The sequence below is a fragment of the Comamonas sp. DB36 genome (assembly GCF_057914905.1).
This window is the reverse complement of record NZ_CP196631.1, coordinates 225,525-241,294: the sequence shown is the minus strand read 5'-3', so window position 1 is coordinate 241,294 and position 15,770 is coordinate 225,525. Positions and strand designations below refer to the sequence as shown.

The window sequence follows — 15,770 nt, the reverse complement described above, 5'->3', positions numbered from 1 at the left end:
GATGGCACGGATGTTGCGGCATTGCATGCAGAAACACCGTTGTGCCCCCTTTCACGCTCAGATATCAGGAGCATCTGTATGTCCGCACTCCTCGCGCCCGCTCATCTCCACCAACAGAGCATGTGGTCTTCCGGCCTGGACTCGGAAGACCTCGAAGGTCCGGCCCCCGTGCCCGAAGCCCGTCTGGCAAGCGTGCGCGAGCAGGCGATCTGCTACGCGCTGAGCCGCCATGTGCCCGACATGGCGCATGGCTTTGTGGTGTCGGTCAACCAGCGCCACTGGCAGGTCAGCGGCGATCTGGCGACGCGCATTGCGTCGCTGATCCGCGAGGCGCTGATGGAGGAACTGGCCAGGACGGAATAATTGCCGCAGGATTGCGGCACGCCGATAACCTCGATCCGGTTGCGGCCTTCGGGACCATTGCCCATTCTGCGCTGCGTAAGCGCATGCCGCGTCTGCAGCGCCAGGCCTCCCTGTCATGCCCGCTCTGACCTACACTATGCTGGTGAAACGACCGGCATGGGCTCGGTCGCAACGGGTTTGATTGCGATGACAGAAAGGGACACAGCCATGAGTACCACCATTGCCCAGCTCGATCTCGACAAGCTCCGCCACATCGTGCAGAAGTTCGATGCGTCCTCGTTCACGGCCGCGGGCATTGCCAGCGAATACAGCCAGGGCGCGGCCTCCGACGAGGAGATTGCGCTGATCGAGGAACAGCTGCAGCGCCATGCCCCGGTGCTGGGCATACACGCGCTGCCCGCGCAAGGCAGCGGCGCCACCGTGTGGCGCACCGTCTGACACCCCAGGCCGCGCCAGCCCCCGCGCCACCGCAGGTCGCTGCCCGTCGCCGCGACCTGTCTCCTTTCTTTCCCAGGATTTCCCGTTTCTATGCCCTCTTTGGATTTCAAGCTTGAGAAAAAGCTCTTTCGCCAGTTCTACGACCAGCACCTCGATTCGCTGGAAGAGGCCAAGGAGACTTTCGCGGCGCTGGCTCGCTCGCTGCTCAAGCAGGTTCCGGGCTTGCAGCTGTCGAAGATAGAAGCCCGCGTCAAGGACAGGGAAGAGTGCATCCACAAGTTCCAGAGCAAATACCTGCTGGCGCTTGAAGCCACACAGCAGCCTTATACGATCCAGGAGCATGTGACCGACCTGATAGGCCTGCGCATCGTGTGTCTCTACGAAGACGAAGTGCACCGCGTCAAGAAAGTGCTGTCCGAGCATTTCGAAGTCATAGATACCACCGACAAGTCGGCCTCGCTCGAAAGCACCGAAGGCGAGTTCGGCTACAAGGGCCTGCATCTGGACCTGCGCCTGGGCGCGGCCCGGCGCAACCTGCCCGAGTACGCGTCCTATGCCGACTCGCGCGTCGAAGTGCAGATCCGCACCATCATCCAGGACTCCTGGAGCGTGCTCGATCACCAGATCAAGTACAAGAAGTCGATTCCCGGCAGCCTCAAGCGCCGCATCAACACGCTGGCCGCGCTGTTCGAGCTCGCCGACCGCGAGTTCCGCGAAATCCGCGACGCCACGGCCCAGGAACTGGCCGAGGCCGAAAGCCCCAACGCCTACGAGGAACTCGAAGCCGAGGAGCAGCCCAGCATTCCGGCGCCGCGCTCGAGCGAGACTTCGCACGACGAAGACGGCTCGACTCCGGCACTCGCGAGCGCGCCGTCCGCCACGCGCGGCCAGCAGCTCGATGCCTTCGGCTTTCTGCGCATCGCCAACCATTTCTTCAACGGTTTCGAGTTCGCACCGCACAAGGTCGACAGCTTCACCCAGGAAATCAACAGTTTCCGCCCCGGACTCACGCGCACCGGCTTCAACCAGAGCATGCGCACGCACATCAGCACCGTCAAGGACTACAAGAAGCATTTCGAGCTGCTGCATCCTACCGACGCCATGAGTCCCTATGAAGTCATACGCCACTGCATGTACCTCAGCGACAAGCGCAGCTTCCAGCACCTGCTGGGCGCCGACATGCGCCAGGCGTTCGAGCGCTGGCTGAGCACGCAGCAGGACGCACAAGCCACCGCCTGACGCCCGGTCTCTTGCGGGGTCGGGGCCAGCGTTTATGCTCTGGCCCCATGGATTGGTCTGATTACCCTTTTGCCCGCCTCTATGCCTCGGTGCTGGCCGCGCTGTTCATCACATTGGCCGCGGTCTGGCGCGTGCAGCGCGCGGCCTCGGCCGTGCTCGCGGCTTCGCCCCAGGGGCGCACGGCGCGGCGCCTTGCCTGGGCCTACGCGGTGGGCGCGCTGGTCTGGTGGGGCTACGCCGCCTATTCCGGCTATGGACGCTTTCTGACCGACGCGGCGCTGGCACAGTTGATGAGCACCGACACGCTGGTATCGCTGGCGCTGTTCATAGGCGCGATTGCCTGGGGCGCGGCGTTCATGCTGCAGTTGGTGCTGCGCCTGCTCAGGACCGAGCAGCAGCGCGGCGGCAAGCGCCAGCGCTGAAAACGCCTCAGGGGGGCGAAGCCCACAGCTGGCGCAGCTGGGTGAGCTCGGCGTCGAAACGCTGCTGCAGCCGGCGCTTTTCCTGCTCCTGGGTCGCGAGATAGCGCGCCTGCTCGGCCAGCCCCTCGTCGCTTTGCGCGATCTGGCGGCGCAAGGCCACGGGCGCGCGCGCCGGCTCCTTGGCGTAGAACTCCATTTCGGTATCGAGCCTGCGGCGCTCCGTGCGCAGGTCGTCCACACGCCGCTGCGCCAGCGCCGCGACATCGTCGATCTGGGCCAGGGCCGCCGCGCGCTCGGCATCGTGCGCGGCCTTGTCGGGATAGCGGTAGGCCAGCGCGCGCTGGCGCCGGATTTCGTCCCTGGCGCGCTGCTCGGCCTGCAGTTGCTGGCGGCGCTGTGCGGCCTGGGCCTCGCGCTCGGCTTCGGTGAGCGTCGGGCCTATGCGCGTGCGCTCCACGCCCGAAGGCCCCAGCAGGCGCTGTTCTCGGTCCACGCAGGCGGCGATCGGGCGGTCGGCGGTCAGCCGCCGGCCCTGGGCATCGGTGCAGCTGTAGATGCCCACCTCGGGCGCATTCAGCGCCATCGCCGGAGAAGCCACGACGGCGGCCGCCGCGGCCAAGGCCGCCCCCCAGACTCTCGCGATGATGGACACCAAATGCATGAACCGGATTACCCCTTGTCGTTGACTCCATAGCGCTGGCGGTAGGCCAGCACGCGCGCATGGTGTTCCTGCATGGATTGTCCTGCATCACCACTGCCCTGGTCCAGATAAAGCAATAAGTCGGCCAGGTTGGCAATGGTGCAGACCTGCATGCCCAGCTGGTGGCGCACATACTGCACCGCGCTGTGCGCCACGTCCTGGCCATTCTCGGTGGCCATCTCCTGGCGGTCCAGCGCAATCGCCACGCCATGGGGAATCGCACCCGCGGCCTTGATCAGCGCGATCGATTCGCGCGCGGCCGTGCCCGCCGACATCACGTCGTCGATGATCAGCACCCGGCCCTGGAGCGGCGCGCCGACCAGGCTGCCGCCTTCGCCATGGTCCTTGGCTTCCTTGCGGTTATAGGCGAACGGCACGTTGCGGCCCTGGCGCGCGAGTTCCACGGCCACGGTCGCGGCCAAGGGAATGCCCTTGTAGGCCGGACCGAAGACCATGTCGAACTCGACGCCGCTGGCAATGATGGCTTTTGCATAGAATTCTGCCAGCCGACCCATTTTCGCGCCGTCGTCAAACAGGCCCGCATTGAAGAAATATGGGCTCATGCGCCCGGCCTTGGTCTTGAATTCGCCAAAGCGCAGCACGCCTGCGTCCACCGCAAACCGCACAAATTCCAGCGCCAAAAGATTCTTGTCGTCCTGACGCGCGTCACCTATCACCATTGGATCCATCCTTGTTCAAATTAACCAGCCTCAACCTCAACGGTATCCGCTCCGCCACGACCAAAGGCGTCGAGTCCTGGATCGCGGCCACTGCGCCGGATTGTATTTGCGTGCAGGAAGTCAAGGCCCAGGCCGCTGATATAGCCGGGCGCTTCGAAGTGCTCGCCGAGTTGCGCGGGCACTTCCATTTTGCCGAGAAAAAGGGCTATTCGGGCGTGGGCATCTACAGCCGGCACGAGCCCAGCGACGTGGTCATAGGCTTCGGCTCGCACGAGTTCGACGCCGAGGGCCGCTATGTCGAGGCGCGCTTCGACACGCCCACGCGCAAGCTGTCGATCATCAGCGCGTACTTTCCCAGCGGCTCGTCGGGCGAACTGCGCCAGGGCGCGAAGTTCCGCTTCCTCGCCGAAATGCACACGCATCTGATGCGCATGAAAGGCGAGCGCGAGTTCATCCTGTGCGGCGACATCAACATCGCCCACCAGAACATTGACTTGAAAAACTGGCGCAGCAACCAGAAAAACAGCGGCTTCACGCCCGAGGAACGCAGCTGGATGACAACTTTGTTGCACACAAGCGAGCCTACTGGTGGCCTGATTGACGTTTACCGTCACCTTTGCCCCGACACCACCGACGCCTGCTACACCTGGTGGAGCAACCGCGGCCAGGCCTATGCCAACAACGTGGGATGGCGCCTGGACTACCACCTGGCGACGCCGGCCACGGCCGCGCTGGCGCGCGCCGAGCACATCTACAAGGATGTGAAGTTCTCGGACCACGCGCCCATCACGGTGGATTACGACTTCACGCTCTGAGGCGCCGCGGGCATCAGGCGGTGGGCACGGTGCCGCCGTCGTTCAGATGTTCGGAGCCCGAGATCGACGCCGCGCGCTCTGACACCAGAAAGGTGAGACCGGGCAGGCAATGAGTCACGGTAGCGACGGAATCTGGGTCTGGGCTGAAGGCCGGCTGAAGGCGGGCTGAAGACGCGCGCCGTCGTCGGCAGAGGCGGCGCCGGTGTCAGTACAGGTCATGCCGGACAGCATGGTCGTAATGCGCGTTGATCTCCTCGACCTGCGCCTCACCGATCTCGGTCGGGGCGTCTCCCATTCGGGCAAGCGCCGCCATCATGCGCCCCACCGTCGGCAGCGCGCCGCGCTCGCTCCTCGCGCCTTCGCTCCACAGACCCGCGCGGTTGATGGCCTTGCCGCAGTGCAGCAGTACCTCATCGATGCGCACCACGGTCGCGGTCTTGGGGCGGCGCTCTTTCTCCCGCAGCTCGTCCAGCAGTTCCACGGCTGTCGACACGCGGCCGCGGCCGTTGATGCGCAGGAAGATCTCCAGTCCGGGAAACAGGAACAGCATGGCGATGCGCTCGTCGCGCTCGAGGTTGCGCAGCGACTCGATGCGGTTGTTGCCGGGCCAGTCGGCAAAGGCCACCGTGTGGGGATCCAGCACATGCACGAAGCCGGCAGGGCCGCCGCGCGGCGAGGCGTCCAGGCCGCGCTCGCTGCCCGTGGCCAGGCAGAAGAAGGTCGCGACCTTGAGGTATTCCATGTGGAAATCGACCAGCCGGTCGAGCACCGCCTTCTGGATCATCTCGGAAGGCGGCGCATAGAGCTGGTCCAGGTCCGGCTGGTCTGTCATGGCCGCGCCTCCACGAAGGCGCGCAGCTGTGGATTCCTGATCTCCAGCACGTTGAACAGCCCGAGCGCGCGCAGCGCGGGAAGCGCCGCTTCGATGGCGCTCAGCACGGCAAGGCGGTCCTGGCCCATGAGGGCGGGATCGTCCAGGGCCGCGGCGTTGGCGAGAAATGCGCCGACCGTGCCCTTGCGTATGGTCGTGCCGTTGATGTGAACTTCGTTGACGTCGTCTGGAAGGATGTCCTGTGCGCGCATGGGCGGCTCTCCTGAATATGTGGCCTCCAGCCTAAGGACAAACCTTGTGGCGGCTGTAAACTTCATCGGCCATTCAATAGCTCCCAGCCGCCATATTCACCATGTCCGATCCGATACTGCAATTGCGCGACTTCGTCGACATGCCGGCCGGCCCCATCGTGCTGGCGGCCGGCGCAAGCCTGGAGGAGGAGCTGGCGTCCGGCCCGCACCGGCACGCGCGCGGTCAGCTGTTCGGTTCGCTGCGCGGACTGCTGTCGGTGGGACTGGAAAACGGCATGTGGATAGTGCCCGCAATCCATGCCGTGTGGCTGCCGCCACACACCCTCCATTCGGGCCGATCGCACGGCCCGTATAACGGCTGGAGCGTCTATGTCGCCGAAGCCGCCTGCGCCGACCTGCCGCAGCAGGCCTGCACCATTCGCATCTCCGGCCTGCTGCGCGAGGCCGTGCTGCGGGCCTGCTCCTGGGCCCCGGACTCTCTGGAACCCTTGGGGACGGCGCGCTCGCATGTTGCGGCCTTGATACTCGAGGAGATCCGCAGCCTGCCCGTCGAGCCCTTCGGCCTGCCGCTGCCGCGTGACCCACGGCTGCAGCGCATCGCGCAGGCGCTGATCGCCGACCCCGCCGACGACCGGGATCTGCAGCGCTGGGCGGACTGGGCGGGCGTCAGCTCGCGCACGCTGAGCCGGCGTTTCGTGCTCGAGACCGGCTTCAATTTCACCGCCTGGCGGCAGCGCGCCCGCCTGATGCGCTCGCTGGAAATGCTTGCCGCGGGCATGCCCGTGACGGCCATCGCCCTGGACCTGGGCTATTCGACCGCAAGCGCCTTCATCGGCTTGTTCCGGCGCAGCTTTGGCGAGACGCCGGCGGCGTATCGCGCACGCCTTTGAGCGGCCCCCTCCCCGGGCGTCAGGCGCGTGGCGACGGCGGTGCGGGCAGAAAATTCGACGGCGTGAGGCCGAACTGGCGCTTGAACGCCTGCGTGAACGCGCTGTGGCTTTCATAGCCGCAGTCCAGCGCCACGCGCATCAAGGGCTGGCCGCAGACGATGGCCGCCATGGCCCCGAGCAGCCGCGCCTGCAGCTGCCACTGGCCGAAGTTCATTCCCGTGCTCTTGCTGAAATGCCGGTGGAAGGTCTTGGCGCTCATCGCCAGCGACTGCGCCCAGTCCTGCGCCAAACGCCCCTGGGCCGGGTTGTCGGTGATCGCGCGGCACACCGCCGCCATGCGCGCGTCGTCGGGCCAGGGCAGATGGAAAGGCAGGGCCGCGGGCTCGCGCAGCTCCTGCAGCAGCAGGGCTGCGAGCAGCTCGCCGCGCGGCGTCTCGCAGACCTGCGTGCCCAGGGCCGCCGCCGCGCAAATCAGCTCGCGCAGCAGCGGCGACACATGGACCACGCAGTCGGTTTCCGGCAGGGCGCGCGCGGCATCGGGCAGCACCAGCACGCTGCAGATGCGCGCCGCGCTGCGCATCAGGATGCGGTGGCGGACATGGGGCCGCAGCCAGACCGCGGTGGTGGGCGGCACGATCCAGCGGCCGGTCGTGGCCTCGACCACCATCACCCCGTCCAGCGCGCACAGCAGCTGGCCGCGCGCATGGCGATGGAAATCGACGGCAAAGCCGGCCGGATAGTCGGCGGCCACGCCTGTCATCCACGAGGAATACGCCGAATGGTCGTGGGGGTCGGCCTCGGGCAATGGATGGGAAGGCAAACGCGCTCCTGTGATCGAATGTCCATTTGCATATAGGGATCGTCCAATTGTATGGAGCCCGCCTTGCGGCCGGCGATTAATCTGGGCTTCTTCCTTGAAATCCACGTCATGAACCTGCAACGCCCCCTGCGACTACCGCTGCTGACCCCTCGTCGGGGTCAGTGCGCCGCCGCCTGCGCCATGACCTGTCCTGATTTCCCCTGACCCCGACTCCAGCCAGCTGCGTATGCCAGCAGGGGAAATCAGGCATGTCCTTCATGTCCTGACGAGGTTTCCCATGCTTTCCCATCCCCAACAGAAGTACCGTCCCCAGCCGCCCGTCGATCTGCCCGAGCGCAGCTGGCCGGCGCGCACCATCACCGCGGCGCCGATCTGGCTGTCCACCGACCTGCGTGACGGCAACCAGGCGCTGTTCGAGCCCATGAGCGGGGCGCGCAAGCTCAAGCTGTTCAACGAACTCGTACGGCTGGGTTTCAAGGAAATCGAGCTGGGCTTTCCGGCCGCTTCCAAAACAGACTTCGACATCGTGCGCACGCTGGTCGACCAGCAGCTGATTCCCGACGACGTGACGCCTATGGTCATGACCCAGCTGCGCGAGGACCTGATACGCGAGACGGTGCGCAGCGTGCGCGGCGCGCGCCGGGTCATAGTTCACCTGTACAACGCCATCGCGCCGGCCTGGCGCGAGCTGGTCTTCGGCCTGAGCGTGGTGCAGATCATCGCCATGGTGGAGCAGCATGTGCGCCTGCTGCGCGAGCTCACCGACGCCGCGCCCGAGACGCAGTGGGTGCTGCAATATTCGCCCGAAACCTTCTGCATGGCCGAGCTCGAGGTCTCGCTCGCGGTCTGCAACGCGGCCATCGCGGCCTGGGACGCGGGCCCGGCCCGCCCCATGATCGTCAACCTGCCGACCACGGTCGAGGTGTCGACCGCCAACGTCTTTGCCGACCAGATCGAGTGGATGCACCGGCGGCTGCAGCGGCGCGAACACATCGTGCTGTCGGTGCACCCGCACAACGACCGCGGCACCGGCGTGGCCTGCGCCGAGCAGGCGCTGCTGGCCGGCGCGCAGCGCGTCGAAGGCTGCCTGTTCGGCAATGGCGAGCGCAGCGGCAACCTGGACCTGGTGACGCTGGCGCTGAACCTCTACACGCAGGGCATTTCGCCCGGCCTGGACTTCTCCGACATCGCGGGCGTGGCGCGCATCGTCGAGGAGTGCACGGCGCTGCCCATCCATCCGCGCCACCCCTATGTCGGCGATCTGGTGTTCACCGCTTTCTCGGGCTCGCACCAGGACGCGATTGCCAAGGGCTTTGCCGCGCAGCAGCCCGACGGCCCCTGGCGCGTGCCCTACCTGCCCATAGATCCCAAGGACCTGGGCCGCACCTACGACAGCATCGTGCGGGTCAACAGCCAGTCCGGCAAGGGCGGCATTGCCTACCTGCTCGAGCGCGACCATGGCGTGGTGATGCCGCGGCGCATGCAGATCGAGTTCAGCGCCATCGTGCAAAAGCACGCCGATGCCAGCGAAACCGAGATCGCCAGCGCGCAGATCTGGCAGCTGTTCCAGCAGACCTATCTGGATGCGCTGCAGCGCGGCAGCTGCCGCTACCTCGGCCACACCCTGCATGAAGGCGCCGAAGGCGACACGCTGAACCTGCAGCTGGACGACATGGCGCGAACCGGCGGGATCGAGCGCCGCGGCCGCGGCAACGGCCCGATTGCGGCCACGGTCGCGGCGCTGGACCCGGCGCTGCGCGTGGACAGCTACGAGCAGCGCAGCCTGGAGGGCGGCGCCCAGGCGCGCGCAATGAGCATCGTGGAAGTGGCCCATCCGGATGTGGCGGGCAGCCGCTTCGGCGTGGGCATACATGAAAGCATTGCCACGGCCTCGGTGCTGGCGACGCTGGGCGCGTTCAACCGGCTGGGTGTCGCGCTGGCGCCGCAAGCGCGCTGAAGATCGCCGGCCGTGCGGAAAAGATGCCATCCACAGGAGGGCGTCAGGCCAGAGCCACCAGCCGCGCCGCCGGCGCGCGGCTGGCAACCAGCTTTTTGGCCCGCATGAACTGCCGCGGGCTGTTGATGCAGTCGGCGGCCAGGATGCGCTCGTCCTTGATGTACCAGACGACCAGTGCCTCGGCCGGGCCGTCGGCCTGCACCAGCACCCGCTCGTGGCCGCGCTGCAGGCCCGCGATCTGCAGCCGGCAGTCGTACTGGTCGGACCAGAACCAGGGCATGGCGCAATAGGCGCGGCGCAGGCCGCAGACGCTGGCCGCGGCGCTTGCGGCCTGCTCCACGGCATTGGGCACAGATTCCAGCCGCAGGGAAAAGCCCAGCAGCGCGTTGGGATGGAAGGCGCAGTCGCCCGCGGCAACGATGTCGGGGTCGGACGTGCGGGCAAACTCATCGACCAGGATGCCGTCGCCGGTGGCCAGACCCGCCTGCTGCGCCAGTGCCATGTTGGGCGCCACGCCCACGCCCAGCACCACCAGGTCGGCGGCCAGCAGCTGGCCGTCGCTGCACTGCAATTGCGTGACGCGCCCGGCCGTGCCGAGCAGCGCGCCAGCCTGCACGTTCTTGCGGATGGCAACGCCATGGGCCGCATGCAGGCGCTCGAAGTAGGCGGCGGTCGCGGGCGCGGCCACGCGCTCCAGCAGCCGTTCGCCCCGCTCCAGCAAGGTGACCTGCATGCCGCGCGCGCGCAATGCCGCGGCCGTCTCCAGGCCGATGTAGCCGCCGCCCAGAATGACGGCGCGCCCGCCCGGGCGCACCGCGGCGCCGATGGCGCGCGCATCGGCGGCCGTGCGCAGATCATGCACGCCCGCCAGCGCCCGGCCGGGCAGGGCCAGACTGCGCGCGCTGGCGCCGGTGCACAGCGCCAGCTTGTCGTAATGCAGTGCCCGGCCATCGGCAAGCAGCACGCGCTTGCGCTGCCGATCGAGGGCGATGACGCGCGTGCCCGGCAGGCAGGCGATGTCCGCCTTCTCATAGGCGCCCGCGCTGTAGATCAGCGCGGGCTCGAAGGGCTGCGCCGCCTGCAGCGCCGCCTTGGACAGCGGCGGGCGCTGGTAGGGCAGGCCCGGCTCGTCGCCGATCAGCACGATGGCGCCGCTCCAGCCTTCGCGCCGCAGGCTGAAGGCCAGCTGGGCGCCGGCGTGGCTGGCGCCGACGATGATGCAGACGCTCATTGCACGGCTCCCTGCAGCGCCAGCGCGGGCAGGCGCTGCATCCAGGGCTGGGCGCCTTCGAGCTGGTGCGCGAGCTGCAGCAGCAAGGCTTCGCTGCCGAACGGCCCGATGAACTGCACGCCCAGGGGCAGGCCGTCGGCCGTCCAATGCAGCGGCACGCTCATCGCGGGCGTGCCGGTCAGGTTGGCCAGCTGCGTGAAAGGCACATAGCTCAGGTTCTGCGCGGACAGATCGGCCAGCGGCTTCTCCATCATTCCCAGCCGCGCCAGCACGCCCAGCGCGCCGCTGCGCAGCAGGAACGACAGCCCGCGCTGCTGCGCTGCGGGCATCACGGTCTGCTCGTGGCGCACGGGAGGACAGGCCAGCGTGGGCGTGAGAAACAGATCATGGCGCGTGTGGAATTCGCCCAGCGCGCGCGCAAAGACATTCCAGCGCCGGTGGCTGCGCACATAGTCGCCCGCGCTTGCGGCCTTGCCCAGGGCTTCGAGCAGGCGCGTGCCGAGCTCGAAATCGGCGCTGCGCGCGCCCGCCGCACGCGCATCCGCCAGCGTGGCCGCCACCTGGCCGAAATACATCTCGAGGTAGCAGCGCGCCAGCGCCTGGCCGTCGTACTGCGGGCGCGCCTCGACCACGTCATGGCCGAGCGCGGCCAGCAGCTGCGCCGCGTGGCGCACCGCGGCCACCGCTTCGGGGTGCACGTCGGTGCCCAGCGGGGACTCGGTGCAGAAGGCGATTCTCAGCCGCCCCGGATCGTGCGCCAGCGTCTGCGCGAAAGGACTGGCGGGCGCCGCGATGGCAAACGCATCGCCGCAGGCCGGCCCCGACAGCACATCGAGGGCCAGAGCCGCATCGCGCACGCTGCGCGAGACCACCAGGTCGCTGGACGCCCCTTCCCAGATTTCCCCCACCGCCGGCCCGGCCGGAACGCGCCCGCGCGACGGGCGCAGACCGAACAGCCCGCAGCAGGCCGCGGGAATGCGGATGGAGCCGCCGCCATCGTTGGCGCCGGCCATGGGCACGATGCCTGCCGCCACGGCCGCGGCCGAGCCGCCGCTGGAGCCGCCGGGGGTGCGCGACAGATCCCAGGGATTGCGCGTGATGCCGAACGCCGCGGGCTCGGTGAAGCCCTTGAGCGCCAGCTCGGGCGTGTTGGTCTTGCCGATGATCACCGCGCCCGCATCCAGCAGCCGCTGCACGACCGCCGAGTGCTGGCGGGCTGGTGCATGGCGGAACGCGCGGCTGCCGTTTGACGTGGGCAGGCCCGCATAGTCCTGGATGGCGTCCTTGATGAGGAGGGGAACTCCGGCCAGCGGACCCTGCAGGGGCCCGTGCAGCCTTTGCTGCGCCTGCTCCAGCATGGTCAGGTTGACGGCGTTGAGCACCGGGTTGAGCCGCTGCAATTGCGCGCTGGCGATCTCCAGCAGTTCGGCGGCGCTGACTTCGCCGCCGCTCACCATCTGCGCCAGGGCGGTGGCATCGGCCCTGAGGTATTCCTGCACGCTGAGCGTCATCGTTTGCCTCTTCAGTAAAGGTTCTTCAGGTCGTGCTTGACCACGGCATCGACCACCAGGGTCGTGGCCTTGCCCAGCAGGCCGCGGCCGTTCATGTGTTCGGCCAGCATCTTGGGAAACGAGGGAATGTCGCTTTCGCGCAGATGCGTTGCGCTGGACCACAGGCCCGCGGCAACCAGCTCGGGGCAGTGCTGAAAACGAAAGCGATCGACCTGCAGCACGATGCCGACAGCGGGTACCTTGCCGTTGACCGCCAGCGGCTCCAGCACCTGCCGGTCGGCGCTGAGCCAGCCGCGGCCGGCCACCGACAGCACCGTCGCGCAGCCCGGAATCACGAAGCTGGCCGTCACCTGCTCCTGCGCAAGAATGTTGCTCAGCGTGCAGGCCACCTTGTTGCCCGGGCGCTCCGGAATCACCAATGTGTTGCCGCCCAGCACGCGCACGAAACCGTCGGGATCGCCGCGCGGTGACAGCTCCGTCGCCCCGTCGGCGTTGCGCGTGAGCAGCAGCACGTAGGGCGAGCGCGCAATGAAGGCCAATGCCTCTTCGGACAGCCGGGCCGCAGCGGGAGCGGCGGCCGCGGCGCGGGCGGCGAAGTCGTCGCCGCGGGCGCGCCAGAACTCGGCGCGCACCTTGGCCCGCGAGCAGTGCAGGAACAGCGCGTCGGCCTGGAACTCGAGCAGCGGCGCGCCGTCCTTTGGCACCACGGCGCAGCGCCCGTTGGCGCGCAGCGCAAAGCCTATGCCGGGCATGATGAAGTACAGGCTGCAGCGCGGCCGGCTGCCCGGCGCCAGCACCGGCGGCAGCGCCTTGTCGGCCGGCCAGCTCATGGCAATGCGATCGCCCTGGGAATGCACCACCGGCGCGTCGCGCAGATTGAGGAACTCGATGTCGGCCGCCGGCTCGGCAAACCCCAGCGCGCATACCGCGGCTTTCTCGATGATGGTCTGGCAGTAGTCGTCCACCTGCGACTGCAACCGCTTCTTCATCATCGACGGCGGCTCGGAAATCAGCTTGCGCAGGCTTTTCAGGGAGTCGATCCGGTGGGATTGCGAGATTTCCGACATGTGCTTTTGCCTTTCGTGGTGCCAGTTTTCACTGTCTGCATGCTAGGCAGGAGGCTGGCGACAACCAAGGTCGCCGGAGTCAAAGCACATGGCTTTCGGTTGCAAGCCCGCGCCAGATGCGCGCGCCGCTGCAGGTTGATCCGCAACGCGCTGCGAATGACGCCAGAAGCCCTTCCGGTGCGCGCCGCGGCGCCCGAGACTGGCTGTCGGTTTGATTCCCCACACGAGGCCGCCTTGACTCTAAGAAACCTTTCAGACATCGAAGCGTTCGAACGCCGTCCGTTGGCCGCTGCCGACTTGCCCAGCAGCACCTACGAGATGCTGGCGCGCAGCGAACGCCGGCACGCGGCGCTTCCGGCGCTGTCGTTCTTTCCCAGCATGCAGACCATGCGCACGCCCGCCACCTGGACCTATAGCGCGCTGCTGCAGGAGATCCGGCGCTTTGCCAATGCCCTGCACGCCAGCGGCTACGGGGCCGACGACGTCGTCGCCTACGTGCTGCCCAACCTGCCCGAGACCCATTTCGTGCTGTGGGGCGCGCAGGCCAATGGCATCGTGCTGGCCGTCAATCCCCTGCTCAGCGCCGATGCCATCGCACAGCTGCTGCAGGTCGCCCGCGCCAAGGTGGTGGTGACGCTGGCCCCGGCCCCGGGCAGCGACCTGGCGCAAAAGCTCAGGCAGGCGCTGCAGCGCGTGGACAGCGCCGAGCTGCTGGTCGAAGTCGATGCCGCGCGCCATGCCCCGGGCTGGAGCGCGGCCGATGGCGCGCCGCCGGGCGCCGGCCTGCGAAATGCCGCGGGCCGTGCGCTGAGCGTGACCGGCTACGACGCCTTCGTGGCCGCGCACGCAGGCGACCGCCTGCTTGGCGCGCGCGTCATCCAGCCGAACGCGGTGTCCTCGTACTTCTGCACCGGCGGCACGACGGGCCTGCCGAAGATTGCGGTGCGTGAACACCTGAACGAAGTCTTCGATGCCTATGCGATGACCTGCATGATGGCCGACGGCCTGCGGCCCGGAAAGACGCTGTTCTGCGGCCTGCCGCTGTTTCACGCCAACGGCCAGCTGGTCACCGGGCTCGCGCCCTGGTCGGCGGGCGCGCATGTGGTGCTCGGCACGCCGCAGGGCTACCGCGGCGCGGGCGTGCTCGAAGGCTTCTGGGCACTGGTCGAGCACTACCGCATCCACTTCTTCAGCGGCGTGCCCACGGTCTATTCGGCCCTGCTGCAGCAGCCCTGCGAAGACTTCGACATCAGCTCCCTGGAGCTGGGCATGTGCGGCGCCGCGCCTATGCCGGTCGAGCTTTTCCGGCGCTTCGAGGCGCGCACGGGCGTGCGCATACTCGAAGGCTACGGCCTGACCGAAGGCGCCTGCGCCAGCAGCCTCAACCCGCTGGCCGGCGCCTCGCGCATAGGCTCCATAGGCCTGCGGTTTCCCTACCAGCAGATGCGCGTGCTGCGCCTGGACGCACAGGGCAACTATCTTGGCGAATGCGCCACCGACGAGATCGGCGTGATCGCCATCAGCGGCCCGAACGTCTTTCGCGGCTATCTGCAGGAGGCGCACAACCGCGGCGTCTGGCCCGAGCTGGGCGACGGCCGGCGCTGGTTCAACACCGGCGACATGGGCCGCCAGGACCGCGACGGCTACTTCTGGCTCACGGGGCGCAAGAAGGAACTGATCATTCGCGGCGGGCACAACATCGACCCGCAGCTGATCGAGGACCCGCTGTACCGCCACCCGGCGGTCGAGATGGCCGCGGCCGTGGGCCGGCCCGATGCGCATGCCGGCGAGCTGCCCGCGGTCTACGTCAAGCTGCGCGCCGCGGCAGCGGTCACGCCGCAGCAGCTGCTCGACTATCTGGCCGCTGAAATCGCCGAGCCCGCAGCCATGCCCCGGCGGCTGCAGCTGGTCGACGCGCTGCCGCTGACCGCCATAGGCAAGATCTTCAAGCCCGCGCTGGTCATGCAGGAGATCGAGGACGTGGTGCGCTGCGCGGCGCAGGCCCACGCCACGCCGCTGCTGCAGGTCCGGGTGGAGCAGGACCCGCAGCACGGCTATCTCGCCACGCTCACGCTGGCCGCCAGAAGCCAGGCGCTCGAACAGCATCTGCAGCGCTTTGGCTTTCGCAGCGCATTCGCCACCACCGACGGCGTGTCGCCCTTACCTTCCCCCGGAGAAGCTGCATGCCCCGCATCGAAGTAACCGCCTTGGACGGCGCGCTCAGCACCTTGCACGGCATCGAGGGCGAGACCTTGATGGAGGCCTTGAGAAACGGCGGCTGCGACGACATCGAGGCCATCTGCGGCGGTGCCTGCTCGTGCTCCACCTGCCATGTCTACCTCGTCGGTGGCTGGTTCGAGGCCCTGGGCGAGCGCAACGCCGGCGAGCAGGAACTGGTGGCCGAATCCGCGCACTTCCAGCACAACTCCCGGCTTTCCTGCCAGGTGGTTCTGACGGCGGCAATGCAGGACCTGCAGGTGGTGATCGCGCCACCGGACTGAGCGCCCGCCCCCTGGCGCCGGCCGGCATGCGGGCGGCGCGCCCGCGCGCTATA

Annotated in this window: 17 protein-coding genes; 9 read left to right on the top strand and 8 right to left on the bottom strand. The window is 67.9% G+C overall.

All coding sequences use genetic code 11. The features are described from left to right. Positions 1–120 precede the first annotated feature (120 nt). From ACSVDO_RS01110 to ACSVDO_RS01095, 4 genes are all read left to right on the top strand, one after another. Positions 121–363, top strand: coding sequence for a hypothetical protein (locus ACSVDO_RS01110; RefSeq protein ID WP_489594640.1), 243 nt, complete (start codon positions 121–123; stop codon positions 361–363). Between the two features lie 207 nt (positions 364–570). Continuing rightward, positions 571–801: a hypothetical protein gene (locus ACSVDO_RS01105; RefSeq protein ID WP_332536884.1), complete on the top strand. Its 231-nt coding sequence runs from the start codon at positions 571–573 to the stop codon at positions 799–801. 90 nt (positions 802–891) lie between these two features. After that, complete coding sequence (locus tag ACSVDO_RS01100) at positions 892–2,040, top strand: GTP pyrophosphokinase (RefSeq protein ID WP_332536882.1); 1,149 nt, start codon at positions 892–894, stop codon at positions 2,038–2,040. A gap of 47 nt (positions 2,041–2,087) precedes the next feature. Next, positions 2,088–2,462, top strand: a complete 375-nt coding sequence (locus ACSVDO_RS01095) for a hypothetical protein (protein ID WP_332536880.1) — start codon at positions 2,088–2,090, stop codon at positions 2,460–2,462. A gap of 7 nt (positions 2,463–2,469) precedes the next feature. Here ACSVDO_RS01095 and ACSVDO_RS01090 read toward each other — a convergent pair whose 3' ends face one another. Together ACSVDO_RS01090 and pyrE are read right to left on the bottom strand one after the other, a co-directional pair. Beyond that, positions 2,470–3,123 carry a DUF4124 domain-containing protein gene (locus ACSVDO_RS01090; protein WP_489594639.1) on the bottom strand — a complete coding sequence of 218 codons (654 nt, stop codon included), beginning with the start codon at positions 3,121–3,123 and terminating at the stop codon, positions 2,470–2,472. 8 nt (positions 3,124–3,131) lie between these two features. Further along, entirely contained in the window at positions 3,132–3,842 is a 711-nt protein-coding gene (gene pyrE, locus ACSVDO_RS01085) for an orotate phosphoribosyltransferase (protein ID WP_332536878.1), read from the bottom strand. 11 nt (positions 3,843–3,853) lie between these two features. On the opposite strand from pyrE, the gene ACSVDO_RS01080 reads away from it, so the two are divergent. After that, complete coding sequence (locus ACSVDO_RS01080) at positions 3,854–4,657, top strand: exodeoxyribonuclease III (protein WP_489594638.1); 804 nt, start codon at positions 3,854–3,856, stop codon at positions 4,655–4,657. A gap of 205 nt (positions 4,658–4,862) precedes the next feature. Here the strand turns inward: ACSVDO_RS01080 and ACSVDO_RS01075 are convergent, their stop codons facing one another. Further along, on the bottom strand, positions 4,863–5,489 hold the full coding sequence (locus ACSVDO_RS01075) for a pyridoxamine 5'-phosphate oxidase family protein (RefSeq protein ID WP_332536875.1): 627 nt from the start codon (positions 5,487–5,489) through the stop codon (positions 4,863–4,865). After that, entirely contained in the window at positions 5,486–5,740 is a 255-nt protein-coding gene (locus ACSVDO_RS01070; protein ID WP_332536874.1) for a hypothetical protein, read from the bottom strand. Before ACSVDO_RS01070 ends, ACSVDO_RS01075 begins: the two co-directional genes overlap by 4 nt. A gap of 101 nt (positions 5,741–5,841) precedes the next feature. On the opposite strand from ACSVDO_RS01070, the gene ACSVDO_RS01065 reads away from it, so the two are divergent. Further along, positions 5,842–6,630: an AraC family transcriptional regulator gene (locus ACSVDO_RS01065; protein WP_332536872.1), complete on the top strand. Its 789-nt coding sequence runs from the start codon at positions 5,842–5,844 to the stop codon at positions 6,628–6,630. Between the two features lie 19 nt (positions 6,631–6,649). On the opposite strand, the gene ACSVDO_RS01060 is transcribed toward ACSVDO_RS01065, so the two are convergent. Then, the gene (locus tag ACSVDO_RS01060; RefSeq protein WP_489594637.1) at positions 6,650–7,450 is read right to left on the bottom strand and encodes an AraC family transcriptional regulator; all 801 of its coding nucleotides are present in this window, start codon (positions 7,448–7,450) and stop codon (positions 6,650–6,652) included. Between the two features lie 277 nt (positions 7,451–7,727). On the opposite strand from ACSVDO_RS01060, the gene ACSVDO_RS01055 reads away from it, so the two are divergent. Beyond that, positions 7,728–9,407, top strand: coding sequence for a 2-isopropylmalate synthase (locus ACSVDO_RS01055; protein WP_489594636.1), 1,680 nt, complete (start codon positions 7,728–7,730; stop codon positions 9,405–9,407). Between the two features lie 43 nt (positions 9,408–9,450). Here ACSVDO_RS01055 and ACSVDO_RS01050 read toward each other — a convergent pair whose 3' ends face one another. Genes ACSVDO_RS01050 through ACSVDO_RS01040 form a run of 3 tightly spaced genes read right to left on the bottom strand, consistent with a single transcriptional unit; the run spans position 9,451 to position 13,216 of the window. After that, positions 9,451–10,638 (bottom strand): NAD(P)/FAD-dependent oxidoreductase, encoded by a 1,188-nt coding sequence (locus ACSVDO_RS01050; protein ID WP_489594635.1) that lies wholly within the window; start codon positions 10,636–10,638, stop codon positions 9,451–9,453. Next, complete coding sequence (locus ACSVDO_RS01045) at positions 10,635–12,149, bottom strand: amidase (RefSeq protein WP_489594634.1); 1,515 nt, start codon at positions 12,147–12,149, stop codon at positions 10,635–10,637. The genes ACSVDO_RS01050 and ACSVDO_RS01045 overlap by 4 nt, the downstream gene beginning before the upstream one ends. Before the next feature lie 11 nt (positions 12,150–12,160). Next, positions 12,161–13,216 carry a pyridoxamine 5'-phosphate oxidase family protein gene (locus ACSVDO_RS01040; protein WP_489594633.1) on the bottom strand — a complete coding sequence of 352 codons (1,056 nt, stop codon included), beginning with the start codon at positions 13,214–13,216 and terminating at the stop codon, positions 12,161–12,163. 234 nt (positions 13,217–13,450) lie between these two features. Here ACSVDO_RS01040 and ACSVDO_RS01035 point away from each other — a divergent pair, with 234 nt between their 5' ends. Together ACSVDO_RS01035 and ACSVDO_RS01030 are read left to right on the top strand one after the other, a co-directional pair. Continuing rightward, positions 13,451–15,418 carry an acyl-CoA synthetase gene (locus ACSVDO_RS01035; protein ID WP_489594632.1) on the top strand — a complete coding sequence of 656 codons (1,968 nt, stop codon included), beginning with the start codon at positions 13,451–13,453 and terminating at the stop codon, positions 15,416–15,418. Further along, complete coding sequence (locus ACSVDO_RS01030; RefSeq protein WP_489594631.1) at positions 15,400–15,717, top strand: 2Fe-2S iron-sulfur cluster-binding protein; 318 nt, start codon at positions 15,400–15,402, stop codon at positions 15,715–15,717. The genes ACSVDO_RS01035 and ACSVDO_RS01030 overlap by 19 nt, the downstream gene beginning before the upstream one ends. Positions 15,718–15,770: the final 53 nt, after the last annotated feature.